This window comes from uncultured Oscillibacter sp. (genome assembly GCF_950073225.1).
In the GTDB taxonomy this organism is placed as follows: domain Bacteria; phylum Bacillota; class Clostridia; order Oscillospirales; family Oscillospiraceae; genus Oscillibacter.
In genome coordinates, this window is sequence record NZ_CATMPS010000012.1 from 1 (window position 1) to 12581 (window position 12581).

Genomic DNA, 12581 nt, shown 5'->3' on the forward strand with positions numbered 1-12581 from the left:
CGGTCGTCCAGCGTCAAAGTCCTCACCTAAATCACCCCTTTCACCCGTTTCTGCCCCCGTTTGGGTAAAAAAATAATGCAGAAAAAGGTTGAAAAACCTTTTCTGCATTTAACTTACTACATCAGCTATGAATTTTTTCTAAACGGTCCTTTCGCGGCCTCCACCCCGCAGTTCCCGGACCTCCTCCGCCGTCAGGCGCCGCCACTTCCCCGGCGGCAGGGTTCCCAGCGCCAGCGTGTGCTCCCGCACCCGGCGGAGGCGCTCCACCTCCAGGCCGCAGGCAGCGCACATCCGGCGGACCTGCCGGTTCTTCCCCTGGTGGATGGTGACGGCCAGCTTAGCCGCCTCTTTCCCCTGCCGGAGAGTCTCTACCCGGGCGGGGCGGATGGGCTCCCCCTCCAGGTCCCGGATTTGGGCAAGGCGTTCCGCCGCCTGTTCGACCGGGCCCCGGACCCAGACGTGGTAGGTCTTTTCCACCTCACAGCTGGGGTGGGTCAGCCGCCGGGCCAGACAGCCGTCGTTGGTCAGCAGCAGCAGCCCCTCGGAATCCAAATCCAGGCGGCCCACCGGGTACACCCGGACGCCGCAGTCCGCCACCAGCTCCGCCACGGTCTTCCGCCCCTTTTCGTCGGAGAGGGTGGTGACGTAACCCCGGGGCTTGTTCAAAAGGAGATACACCGGCTCCGCCCTGGCGGGCAGGGGCTTTCCGTCCAGGCGGATCTCGTCCCGGTCCGAGTCGGCCTTGGCCCCCAGCCGGGCCGTCTCGCCGTTCACCGTCACCCGGCCCGCCTCTATGTAGCCCTCCGCCGCCCGCCGGGAGCAGACCCCGGCGGCGGAGAGGAGCTTTTGCAGCCGTTCTTCCATTGCCTCACCTATACTTTCGCAGTACCGTCATGGCAGTCTCCACCTCCGGCTTCCAGGAGCCGGAGCTTGCGGCCTCTTCGCCGGGAGGCGGGCTGATATCGCTTCCTATCAGAAGGCCCACCCGGCCCACTTCCTTCCCGTTCAGGGAGAACACCGCCTTCCCCACCCGGGTTCCTGCCCGGAGGGGCCCGGTCAGATCCCGCTCAAGCTTCACGGAGGTTTCCAGCGCTTCCCCCTGCGCCAGGGGCCAGGCGAAGCTGTCCGCCGCGATGAGGGGAATCCCCGCCTCCTCCGCCACCTTGTGGCCCAGCTGGGCCATCCGTTTGGCGGGGTAGGCGGAAAAGCCGTAGTCATAGAGGCTCTGGTGGTCCGCCCAGTCGTTGCCGTCCTGGAGGGTCACGGCAATGAGCCGCTGGCCGTTTCGCTCCGCGCAGCTCACCAGGGTCCGGCCCGCCGCCCGGGTGTAGCCGGTTTTCAGGCCCAGGCAGCCGTCCATGTAGCGAAGCAGCTTATTGTGGTTCGTCATGGTCCGCCCGCCGATGGTCGCCGTCCGGGTGGAGGCAATGCGGACCAGGGTCTCGTTTCCCATGGCCGCCCGGGCCAGCAGGGCCATGTCGTAGGCGGTGGAATAGTGCTCCTCGTCGTCCAGGCCGTTGGGGTTGGCGAAGGAGGAATCCTCCATCCCCAGCTCCAGGGCGGTTTCGTTCATCCGCTCCACAAAGCCCTCCACGCTGCCCCCCACATGCTCCGCCACCGCCACGGCGGCGTCGTTCCCGGAGCAGAGGAGCAAACCGTAGAGCAGAGTCTCCAGGGTCAGCTCCTCCCCCTCCTTGAGATACATGGAGGAACCCTCCGTATAGGCGGCCTCCCGGCTCACCTTCACCGTGTCGGACAAATTCCCGTCCCGGATGGCCACCAGGGCCGTCAGAATCTTCGTGGTGCTGGCGATGAGCATCCGGGCTCCGGCGTTCCGTTCGTAGAGCACCCGGCCGCTGTCCATATCCATCAGGACCGCGGCGGAGGCGGAGACCTCCACTGCCCGGACCCGGCCCGCCAGCAGGCAGGCCAAGGCCAGGGCCAGCGCCCCGGCCCTTCGGAAAGGGAAAGTTTTCAGCAAGCGTCATCACTCCGTTCGTCAACAGTCAAGTGATGATAGTATGCCCGGCTCAGACGGATTCTTGCTCCTTCTCCGCCTTTTTCTTGTCCAGGAATTTTTCCGCCTTGTCCATCAGGTCCGGCGCCATGTCCACAATGCGATCCAGGGTGGACACCGGGGGCACCGCCACCGGCAGGACCCGGGTCACGCCGTCTTTGATGGTCAGGAAGGCCACGGGGTCGATTTTCACCCCCGCGCCGCCTCCGCCGCCGAAGTTCTCGCCCTTCATGGATTTGCCGTAATCCCCTCCGCCGCTGCCAAAGCCGAAGTTGACCCGGGAAATGGGAATCAGGGTCACGCCGTCAGGGGTGGTGATGGGCTGTCCCACAATGACGTTGGTATCCACCAGCTCATGAATTTTTTCAATGGTGGAACGCATCAGCTCGCTGACCGGGTGCTTCTTATCCATGTTGTCCATCTTTTTCGTCCTTTCTCCTGTTGGATTCCATCATCATAGCGGTCATCACGCCTTACGCGGCCGGCTTCTCGGTTGGCGGCTCCTCCGGCGGATGGCCCTTGGGCTTCTTGGTTTTCCTTTCCTGCTTGGGAGGCCGGGCCTTGCAACGCTTCCGCCAGCGCAGGAACCAGCCCAGGGCCGGGAACGCCAAGCCGAAGCCCATGGCCAGCAGCGTGCCGATGCGGATCGTAGCGCCGGCCTCTCCCTCCACCGCCGCGGCGGAGGCCATAAAGTCCACGTCCGTGTGAATGTATGCGTCCCGGACATCCACCAGGCGCTCCAGCAGGGGCATCCCCGTCCAGACGGCGGCCTGGATCTCCCCATAAGCTTGGGCCGCGGCGGCGGGGTCCTCCTGCCCCCCCAGCACCAGGGACAGCCGCAGGGGCTTTACCCGGATGCCCCGGCCAAACCGCCGCAGCGCCCGCTTCAGCGGCGGGAGCAGGGTGCGGAGGGCGTCCTTTCCGTCCTCCAGGGTGAAGGCGCGCTTAGGCTTCGGTTCCTTCTCCTCCGGCTCTTTGGGGGGCTTTTTCTTCTCCTCTTTCGGCTTCTCCTCCCTGGGCTTTTGGGGCTTGGCGGGAAGAATATGTACCCGCAGCAGCCCAAATTTCACGTCCAGGCGGAGCGCCTCCCCGCCAAAGGCCACCCAGAAGCCCACCCGGGTCCAGCAGAGCAAGGCAGTCAGCAGTATGATTACCGCCAGAATCCACAGACATACCACAGGCGGCGCCTCCCTTCCTTATTCCGTCTCTTCCTCCTCCTGAGAGGACACGATCTCTCCGTTCTCCCCCAGGCGCATCTGGCCGTCGGCCTCCGGGTCCAGGGGGTCCTCCTCCTCGGAGGGCTCCGTCAGTTCCGGAAGGTCCTCCAAGCTGCTGAGGTGAAAGGCCCGGAGAAACTGCTTGGTGGTCCGGTACAGCCGGGGCCGCCCCGGCACCTGGAGCCGCCCGCACTCCTCAATAAGGTCCCGGTTGAGGAGCAGGCTCATGGTATACGAGCTGTCCACGCCCCGGATTTGGTCCACATAGGCCCGGGTGGTGGGCTGGTAGTAGGCGATGATGGTCAGGGCCTCCAGGGCCGGCTGGCTGAGCTTGGCGGGCTTGCGGACCTCCAGGGCCCGGTGGACCGCGTCCCCAAACTCCGGGGCGGAGCAAAGCTGCCAGCAGTCCTCCATCTGCACCAGGCGGATGCCCCGCTGGTCGAAGGCATAGTGGTCGCCCAGGTCCTTCAGCGCCCGCTCCACGGCGGGGCGGGCCAGCTCCAGGGCGGCGCAGAGGCGTTTGATTTGCACGGGTTCGCCGGAGGCGAACAAGATCGCCTCCACGGCGGATTCGATTTCCTTTCTCTCCATGGGGCCTCCTCAGATTTCTTCCGCCTGGGCGGCGAGATGCTCCGGCGGGTCTCCCACCTGCCGGACGGTGCACTCGGTTTCCGAGCCCGTCAATTGCAGCACATGGGACCGGCACAGCTCCAGCACCGCCAGGAAGGTGGCCACAATCTCGCTGCGGCTCCGGCTGCCGTGAAAGAGCTGGAGAAAGCGGGTGACGGTTCCGTCCCGCAAACGGCGCAGGATGTCCCGGGCTTTCCGCTCCACCGGATAGGGCTCGTGCCGGGCGATTTCCTGGAAGGCCGCTTTTGGCGGCGGCAGCTTCCGCTCCGCCCTGGCCTGGAGCTCCCGCATGGCCCGCAGAAGGTCCCGGGGGCGGTGGTCATAAAGGATTTCTCCGGGCTCCAGGGGCTCCGGCCCCCGGACGCAGACACTCCGGCCGAACTCCCCCAGGGGGGCCAGCTTCTCCCCCATGGCCTTGACGTAGGCATAGCTCTCCCCCCGGCGGCGCTCCTCCAGGGACTGGATGAGGGCTTCCATCTCGCTTTTGGCCTCCTCGTCCTCAATGGAGAGGAGCATCCGGGTTTTGAGGTACACCAAATGGGAGGCCATGGCGGCGAATTCACTGGCCACCTCCAGGTCCAGCTCCTTCCGCCGGTCCAGCCAGCTTAAGTATTGGTCGCAGATTAGGGAAATGGAGATGTCTTGAATCTCCATCTTATTCTTCCCCAGAAGGAAGAGAATCAGGTCCAGGGGACCCTCGAAGTCCTGTAACTCCTCCGTTCGGGAGTGGACCACCTTTTCCAGTTTGAATACGGGACTTTCCAAAAATACCTCCCACCGCGCCGGAACGGCCCCGGGCGGATTTAGAAAAACAGCTCGAAGAAGAAGCGGTAAACGCCAAGGATCGCCTCGCTGATAAGGTCCCCGGTGACGCCGAACCAGCTCAGGGCCAGCAGCAAAAACATACCGAAGCGCTCATAGCGCATCAGGCCAAAGTAGGTTGTGTCCGGCAGGAAGGCCCCCAGCACCTTGGACCCATCCAGAGGCGGAATGGGCAGCAGGTTGAACAGCCCCAAGCCAATGGACAGGGGGGCCAGGGTATACAGCAAAAACTCGAAGGCCAGGGCCCCGCCCCGGCTGTAGGGGAAATACTGGTAAATCACCCGGCTGAGGGCCATCACCAGCAGGGCCAGCAGGAAATTGGACGCCGGGCCCGCCAGGGCGGTGAGGGCCATGCCCTGCTTGGGCCTTTTAAAATGCCGGGGGTCCACCGGAACGGGCTTGGCCCAGCCAAAGCCCACGGCCAGCATCATGGCAAGGCCCAGCCAGTCGATATGCCGCAGGGGGTTCAGGCTCAGACGGCGGCGATCCCGGGCCGTGGGGTCCCCCAGCGCGTAAGCCGCCAGGCCGTGGCAGGTCTCATGGACCGTCAGGCAGAGGAGGACCGCCAGGACTCTTGTCAAGGTGCTCTCCAGAAAATTCCAGTCAATGGAGCGGACAAGCCCGCCGAAATCCATAGTCCTCCCCCTTTCACAGTTGTATCATTATAGCAGTTCCCGGAAGAAAATACAAGGGAAACCACGAAAAAGGCCCGCCGGAAGCAGCGGGCCCTGGACTAAATATTTTTTTTGATGGTATTGATGGCCCCCTTCTCCAGCCGGGAGACCTGGGCCTGGGAGATGCCCACCTCGGCGGAGACCTCCATCTGGGTCTTGCCCTCATAAAACCGCAGGGACAGGATGCGCCGCTCCCGGTCGTCCAGGCGCTTCAAGGCGTCCTTCAGGGCGATGCGGTCCGTCCAGTGCTCGTCGGTATTCTGGGTATCCCGGACCTGGTCCATGACGCACAGGGCGTCCCCGCCGTCGGAGTACACCGGCTCATAGAGGGACACCGGGTCCACAATGGCGTCCATGGCGAAGACCACGTCTTCCCGGGGGATGTCCAGCTCCTTGGCAATCTGCTCCACGGTGGGCTCCCGCTGGGTCTCGGAAATCAGCCGCTCCCGGACCTGGAGGACCCGGTAGGCCGTGTCCCGCATGGACCGGGAAACCCGGATGGCGCTGTTGTCCCGGAGATAGCGGCGGATCTCGCCGATGATCATGGGCACGCCGTAGGTGGAAAATTTCACCGGCTGGTTGATGTCGAAGTTGTCAATGGCCTTGATAAGCCCTACGCAGCCCACTTGAAACAGGTCGTCCACGTTCTCCCCCCGGCTGGAAAAGCGCTGGATGACGGACAGCACCAGCCGGAGGTTTCCCTCAATGAGCTGGCGGCGGGCCTCCTGGTCTCCCTCCTTGGTCCGGCGGAGAAGCGCCATGGTTTCCTCGTTTTTCAGCACCTTCAGCTTGGCGGTGTTGACCCCCGCGATCTCGACTTTTCCCTGCATGAAAGAAGCCCCCTCTTGTGTATACTTCCACACGGCGGACGGGAGGTCTTCCCCCTCTTGCCGCCGCAAAGTCAGTATCTCCAGCGGCCATTTTTCCTATACTGGGACCTTTTGTCAGAATAGGACGGCCCAGGGGGCGCATAGGCTTTCACGAAAGGAGTTGAGGGCCATGCAGTTCCGGTTTCAGGACCTCCGCCGGAAGGAGGTCATCAACATCAACGACGGCTCCCGCCTGGGACTGGTAGCGGACCTGGACCTCCGGGCCCCGGAGGGGCAGGTGGTTGCCATTGTAGTTTACGGGCCCGCCCGGTTCTTCGGGCTCTTCGGGCGGGGAGAGGAGTTCTACATCCCCTGGGACTGCATCCAGCGCATAGGGGACGACATTATTTTAATCGACAAGCCCTTCCAGAGAAGGGACCCAGGGCCGGAGCGGAAGCGGCGGCACTGAGGGGCTCCCCCTCCGCCAAGGCCTCCCGCAGCAGCGAAAGAAAGAGCTCCATGGCCGGGGTAACCCACCTCCCCTTCCGCCAGGCGCACAGGGCCGGGGCGGGGACGCCGGAGATGGGCGCTTCCAGCTCCACCAGCCGTCCGTCCGCCAGTTCCTCCTCCGCCACAAAGCGGGGCAGGTAGGTAAAGCCCAGGTTGCTCATGACGCAGCGCTTGATGGTCTCGATGCTCCACAGCTCCAGCGTCACGTCCAGTTCAATCTCCCGCCGGCAGAGGTACGCCTCCAGGCGGCGGCGGAAAATGCTGTCCGGCTCGTCGGTGACCAGGGAGGCGGCCTTCCGCTGGCCGGGGGTGGTGAAATCCGGCTCCGTAAAATCCGGGGAGGCCAGGAGCACGATGTCATAGCTCCCCATGGACTCCACCTCCAGGGCCTCCCGGTTCCAGTCCATGTCGTAGCCCACTCCCAAATCACAGGCCCCGGTGCGGACCCCTTGGGGAATCTGCATGCAGTTGCAGCTCCGCACAATCAGCCGGACCTGGGGAGCCCGCTCCCGGAAGGCCCGGATCACCGGCTGCATCTGATAGCACAGCAGGGTCTCCGCCATGTCCACCCGGAGGGTCCCCGTGGGAACGCTCCCGGTTTTTCCGCACTCCAAAAGCCGCTCCGCCGCTTCCAGCAGTTCCCGGGCCTGGGGCAGCGCCCGCTCTCCCGCCTCCGTCAGCACCATTCTTCGGCCCACCCGCTCAAAGAGGGGAACCCCCAGCTCCTCCTCCAGCTGCTGGATTTGGACGGTAATGGTGGACTGGGTATACCCCAGCCGCTCCGCCGCCTTTTGATAGCTCCCCTGGTCCACCACCGTCTGGAAGGTGCGAAGATTTTTCAGTTCCATAGGGGTCCCTCCCAACTCATCGGTTTTATCAATAGTATACTTTAAAAACTTTCGCTTTTCAAATAGATTCTTTTCTGCTATGATGGGCCCATCTCAACCAAAGGATGGTGTCCGTCATGCCCCTGTCCCTTCTCCCCTCCTTCCTGCTCTACTGCTATGTGGGCGCCATTACCCCCGGCCCCGCCAACCTCTGTTCCCTCTCCACCGCCCTGCGGTATGGAAAGGGCCCCGCCCTGCGGCAGTGGCGGGGGCTGTTCACCGGCTTCGCGCTGGTGTCCCTGGCTTCCGTACTGGTCACCTATTTCCTGGGCGCCGTTTTGGATCAGTACGTGGGGCTTTTGTCCTGGGTGGGAGCAGCTTACCTGCTGTGGATGGCCTGGCACACCCTCCGCTCCTCCGCCGGGCCGGAGGGCCAGGCCCCGGAGGCTCCGGGCTTTCTCACGGGACTGCTGGTACAGCTGACGAATGTGAAAATCATGGTCTTTTGCCTGATGGCAATGACCTCTTTTGTCCTGCCCTACACCAGGTCCTTCTGGGCCCTGCTGGCGGTGGGGCTGTTCCTCCCCTTCACCGGTCCGGCTGCCAATCTGGCCTGGCTCTTTGCCGGAGCGGCGCTGCAAAAGCTTTTTGCCAACCACCGAAAGGCTGTGGACATCGGCTGCGCCGCCGCCCTGGCCCTGTGCGCCGTCAGCCTGGTTCTGCCTCACTGAAAATACGCCGCGAAAACAGCGCGGCTTTCAAAAAAACAGCGCCGTCAGGACCGTTGGGTTCCTGACGGCGCTTTGCTGCGCAAAGCGGGCGGCTGCTATTTTAAGAGCACCCTGTTCTCCTCAACATGAATATTGCAGTCCTCCTCCACGGTGGTGATTTCCTCCGTCAATCTGCCAATCTGAACATCCAGAAAGGGGTACAGCTTCTCACAGCGTATTCGCCCTTTGCTTTTTTTATCCAGCGCCTTATTCAAAGACTTTAATTCCGCAATCAGGGCTTCCTGCTTTTTAAAATAAAGCTCCCGCTGCTCCACAAGCTGCTCCAGCAGCGACTTCTCTCCTTCCGAAATGCGGCTTCCTTTTCTTTTCAGGCCAATCATCGGATTCCACAGCTTCTCCAGGGTCGACTGGACCTCCGCCTGTTCCGCCTTGACTCGTTCCCATGATTCGGGGACATGGGGCGGGTAACCAACGGAAAACTTGCTCCGGCCTCCGGCCAGATTGCCGACCCGCTGGCACAAAATGCTGTCTCCGGCCCGGATCACACTGTTCACAATCATTCCCCGCCCGCTCATCACATAGACCGTGCCGCCGCAGCGAATGACGCTGTTGGAAATCGTCTCCGCGATCACGCTGGTTCCGCCGTCAATTTCCGCCCACTCCATCACAGGGGACTGCACCTGGCAGGCGGCCGTCAAAAAGGTTTTGCCCTCCGTTCCATAAACGCCCTTCTGCACCCGGATGGTTCCGTTTGTGGACGTTACCCGGGCCTGCCCCATTTTTCCATTGATTACAATTTCGCCGGAGGCCTCCACTTCAACGCCGCCGTCCACATTTCCCCCTATGTAAAGGTTGCCGGAAACCCGGAGCGTCCCCTGGAATTGATCCACATCGCCGTCAATGATTTTCTGCTCGTGAATGCAGAAGCGGTCGTCCTCGATGTACAAAATCCCATCCACGCCGGCAGTCAGTGCCTGTCCGCCCCGGCCAATGACCGTGTTCTTCCCCTGGGGTACGCACGCGCCCTCTGGCGGAGGGCTGGGAAGAATCTGGCCCGTTACGTCCATGCCGTCCACACCCTCCCTTGGGGGCCGTATCAGGCAGATGACCGTCCCCTTCCGAATGGGCTGGAGCTGGGCGTCCTCATTAAAATCCACCTGGCTTCCGCTTTGTACCTCCAGGCTCATATTTTTGCGGCGCTGGAGAAGCTCCGTCACCTTTCCGTCTTCCCCCGCTACGGGGGGCTTCCCCCGCGCCACGGGAAAAATCCGGAAATATCCCAGGCCAAACTCCCGTTGTATGTCTTCCCGCAAAATCCCGTAGTGTATGCCCTCATAGTGCATATCCCCCAGGAATTCTTCCAAGGTAATCTCTTCTCCGCCGTTCTCCGGCCGAAGTAGGCACGCATAGGCGCTCATCCGGTCCTCGGCAAGAAAAAAACGAGCCTCCGCCTTCATGGGCTGCAGGTCGCCGTTCACCGCTTTCTTGTACCGGGCCCTGCACGCCTCCTTTAAAGCCCAGATAAAGCTCTCCACCGTTTTGAAGTCATCAGGATACTGCTCCTTCAGCTCGCCGCCCGTCGTTTCCAGCTCTGAGAACATCCTCCTGTAGGGAGTGGGATGAAACGCTTTTCTCTCCTGCCCGCCCGCCTCTTTTGAGACAAACCGCTCAAAGATTGACATACTCATCCCCTGCCTTTACTTGAATCCCGCAGCGGCGCCCGCGCTTCGCAGCCTACGCCCCCGCGTTCTCAAACTCAATGGTTGATATTGTATCATTCCTGTGGAAAATGATCAAGTATTATTCCGAAAAAGGCAAACTCTGACATCTCCGGGACATCTCCGGGCGTCCCCTTCTCCGCCGTTCCTCTCAGATCATGGGAAAAACCGCCTCCAAGTATCACGGCATTGCCGAAGGCCGGTACAGCCCCACGCTCAAATCGTTGACATTGGTGCCCGTAGGCCCGGTGACGATCAGGCCCCCGATTTTCTTCAAGGCGTGGTAGGAGTCGTTCTCCGCCAGCACCGCCGGGACTTCTATCCCCAGCGCCCGGAGGCGGTCCCGGGTTCCGCCGTCCACATAGCCCCCCGCCGCGTCTGTGGGGCCGTCGGTGCCGTCGGAGCCCACGGAGAACAGAGCCGTTCCCTCCGTCCCCGCCAGGACGGTGGCCGCCGCCAAGGCCAGCTCCTGGTTCCGGCCTCCCTTTCCTTTTCCGGTAATCCGCACCACGGTCTCGCCGCCCAGGATGAGGGCCAGGGGCTTCCCCGCCTCCCGCTCCCGGAGGAGGGTCCGGGCCAGATTTTCCCCGGTCTCCCGGGCCTCCCCCGCCGCCCGGTCTGTGAGGACCCGGGCCTCGTAGCCAAGTCCCCGGCAGACCTCCGCCGCCGTTTGGCAGAGCTGGGAGACGCTGCCGCAGATCCGGCTCTCCACATGGGGCAGCGCCGCCGGAAGGGGCCGGGCCAGCAGGGCCCGGGCCTGAGGAGACAGCTCTAAGCCGTACTTCTCCGCCACCGCCAAGGTCTCTTCCAGCGTAGAGCCGTCCACAGCGGCGGGGCCGGAGGCGATCATGTCCAGCCGGTCCCCCAGCACGTCGGAAAGCACCACGGAAAACATCCGGGCCGGGGCGCAGGCCGCGCCGAAACGGCCCCCCTTTACGTTGGACAGCCGCTTGCGGACCCGGTTGACCTCCTGGATGTCCGCGCCGCAGGAAAGAAGCCGGCGGTTGATGTCCTGAAATTCCGCCAGGGAGAGGTCCGACGCCTCGAAGAGGGCGGAGCCCCCGCCGGAGAGGAGAAACAGCAGGTCATCCTCCTCCCCCAGTCCCTGGACCAGCTCCAAAGCCCGCTCCGATGCGGCGAAGGAAGCCGCGTCCGCCACCGGGTGCCCCGCCTCTAAAATCTCCAGGCCCGGCAGGGGCCCTTGGCTGTGGCCGTATTTCGTCACCACCAAACCGCCGTCCACGCTTACGGCTTCCAGGGCGGCGGAGGCCATCCGCCACGCCGCCTTTCCCACGGAAACCAGCAGCGTCCGGCCAGGGCCGGGACGGAAGTCCCTCAGGGCCTCCCTCACCGCCACATCCGGCAGCGCCCGGCGAATTGCCTCGCCGTAAATTTGTTCCGCGTGCCTTCGAAGCTCCGTCATGCTTGCCGCCTCCCTTTTGTTGTATTCCAGTATAACGGATGGAGAGGAAAAGGACAATCATTTTTCCGTTTGCATTTTCCCGCCCGATGGGGTATGATGTGGAAAACACCGGGCGGAACCCCGCCGTGAAGGAGGCGCGCCAATATGAAGCGGATGGACGAGGGCATGCCCTTCCTCCTGCAATACGAACATGTGGCCTGGTACGAGGATGGAAAGGTCCGCATTTTAGACCGCCGGGTCTACCCGAGGGAGGTCCGGTTCGAGGTCTGCGAAACCTACCGGCAGGTGGTCCGGGCCATTGCGGACATGGTGACCCAGAGCGCCGGGCCCTATACCGCCGTGGGCATGGGCATGGCCCTGGCGGCCCACCAGGCCCGGGATAAAGGCCGGGCGGAACAGCTTGCCTTTCTCCGCCAGGCGGCCCAGGAGCTGGCCCACGCCCGGCCCACCACCGCCAACCGCTACGGCCAGATCACCTTCCGCTGCGCGGACGTGGCGGAGGCGGCGCTGGAAGCGGGACAAAACCCCGTCGCCGCCATTGTGGAAGACACCCTGGAATCCCTGGGGCGGCGCTACAGCACGATGCAGCTGGTGGGGGACCGCTTGGAGGCCCTCGTCCCGGAGGGCGGAACGGTTCTCACACAGTGCTACGGGGAAACCATCATCGGAACTCTTATCCGGGCCGCAAGGCGAACGGGAAGGTCCTTCCGGGTGTTCTGCGCGGAAACCCGGCCTTTCCTCCAGGGGGCCCGGCTCACCGCCAGCTGCTTTGCCCAGGCAGGCTTTGACACCACGGTGCTCACGGACAATATGATTGCCTACGCCATGGAGCGGGAGGGAATCGATGTCTTTACCTCCGCCGCGGACACCATTGCCCGGGACGGGCACATCGCCAACAAAACCGGCACCTTTCAGATTGCGATTCTGGCCAAGTACTTCGGCGTTCCCTACTATGTCACCGGCATCCCTGACCGGGACAAACGGTCGGCGGCAGACATTGTCATCGAACAGCGGGACCCCGGTCCCGTGCTGACCTCCTGGGGCATTCCCAACACCGTCCCGGAGGTCAAAGGGGTTTATCCCTCCTTTGACGTGACGCCCCCGCACCTGATTTCCGGGGTGGTGACGGACAAGGGGGTCTACGTCCCCTATCTGCTGGACCAATATTTTGACTCGGAAGTCCGGGAATTTTACTGAGGAGGA

The 12581-nt window shown here is 63.2% G+C and carries 14 protein-coding genes; 3 read left to right on the forward strand and 11 right to left on the reverse strand.

Translation table 11 applies throughout. The features are described 5' to 3' along the window. Positions 1-138: 138 nt before the first annotated feature. The 8 genes from Q1M04_RS07785 to sigG form a co-directional block, all read right to left on the reverse strand. Positions 139-864 (reverse strand): pseudouridine synthase, encoded by a 726-nt coding sequence (locus Q1M04_RS07785; protein ID WP_297998567.1) that lies wholly within the window; start codon positions 862-864, stop codon positions 139-141. Between the two features lie 4 nt (positions 865-868). After that, on the reverse strand, positions 869-1981 hold the full coding sequence (locus Q1M04_RS07790; RefSeq protein WP_297998568.1) for a D-alanyl-D-alanine carboxypeptidase family protein: 1113 nt from the start codon (positions 1979-1981) through the stop codon (positions 869-871). A gap of 49 nt (positions 1982-2030) precedes the next feature. Then, positions 2031-2438: a GerW family sporulation protein gene (gene ytfJ / locus Q1M04_RS07795; protein ID WP_204790791.1), complete on the reverse strand. Its 408-nt coding sequence runs from the start codon at positions 2436-2438 to the stop codon at positions 2031-2033. Positions 2439-2490: 52 nt separating this feature from the next. Beyond that, positions 2491-3195 (reverse strand): hypothetical protein, encoded by a 705-nt coding sequence (locus Q1M04_RS07800; protein WP_297998570.1) that lies wholly within the window; start codon positions 3193-3195, stop codon positions 2491-2493. A gap of 18 nt (positions 3196-3213) precedes the next feature. After that, entirely contained in the window at positions 3214-3825 is a 612-nt protein-coding gene (gene scpB / locus Q1M04_RS07805) for an SMC-Scp complex subunit ScpB (protein WP_293280105.1), read from the reverse strand. Between the two features lie 9 nt (positions 3826-3834). After that, entirely contained in the window at positions 3835-4629 is a 795-nt protein-coding gene (locus Q1M04_RS07810) for a ScpA family protein (RefSeq protein WP_293280104.1), read from the reverse strand. Positions 4630-4667: 38 nt separating this feature from the next. After that, entirely contained in the window at positions 4668-5321 is a 654-nt protein-coding gene (locus Q1M04_RS07815) for a site-2 protease family protein (protein ID WP_297998573.1), read from the reverse strand. A gap of 98 nt (positions 5322-5419) precedes the next feature. Continuing rightward, positions 5420-6190, reverse strand: a complete 771-nt coding sequence (gene sigG, locus Q1M04_RS07820) for an RNA polymerase sporulation sigma factor SigG (protein ID WP_204790795.1) — start codon at positions 6188-6190, stop codon at positions 5420-5422. A gap of 169 nt (positions 6191-6359) precedes the next feature. Here sigG and Q1M04_RS07825 point away from each other — a divergent pair, with 169 nt between their 5' ends. Next, complete coding sequence (locus tag Q1M04_RS07825) at positions 6360-6638, forward strand: YlmC/YmxH family sporulation protein (protein ID WP_204790796.1); 279 nt, start codon at positions 6360-6362, stop codon at positions 6636-6638. Here the strand turns inward: Q1M04_RS07825 and Q1M04_RS07830 are convergent. Continuing rightward, entirely contained in the window at positions 6574-7527 is a 954-nt protein-coding gene (locus Q1M04_RS07830) for a LysR family transcriptional regulator (RefSeq protein ID WP_293278438.1), read from the reverse strand. The genes Q1M04_RS07825 and Q1M04_RS07830 overlap by 65 nt on opposite strands. A 116-nt stretch (positions 7528-7643) precedes the next feature. On the opposite strand from Q1M04_RS07830, the gene Q1M04_RS07835 reads away from it, so the two are divergent. Further along, entirely contained in the window at positions 7644-8237 is a 594-nt protein-coding gene (locus tag Q1M04_RS07835; protein ID WP_297998576.1) for a LysE family transporter, read from the forward strand. 95 nt (positions 8238-8332) lie between these two features. Here the strand turns inward: Q1M04_RS07835 and Q1M04_RS07840 are convergent, their stop codons facing one another. Together Q1M04_RS07840 and Q1M04_RS07845 are read right to left on the reverse strand one after the other, a co-directional pair. Beyond that, on the reverse strand, positions 8333-9919 hold the full coding sequence (locus Q1M04_RS07840; protein ID WP_297998577.1) for a DUF342 domain-containing protein: 1587 nt from the start codon (positions 9917-9919) through the stop codon (positions 8333-8335). Between the two features lie 217 nt (positions 9920-10136). Continuing rightward, positions 10137-11378: a glycerate kinase gene (locus Q1M04_RS07845; protein WP_297998579.1), complete on the reverse strand. Its 1242-nt coding sequence runs from the start codon at positions 11376-11378 to the stop codon at positions 10137-10139. A gap of 144 nt (positions 11379-11522) precedes the next feature. On the opposite strand from Q1M04_RS07845, the gene Q1M04_RS07850 reads away from it, so the two are divergent. Continuing rightward, a complete protein-coding gene (locus tag Q1M04_RS07850; protein ID WP_297998582.1) occupies positions 11523-12575 on the forward strand; it encodes a s-methyl-5-thioribose-1-phosphate isomerase in 1053 nt (350 codons plus the stop codon). The last annotated feature ends 6 nt before the right edge of the window (positions 12576-12581 follow it).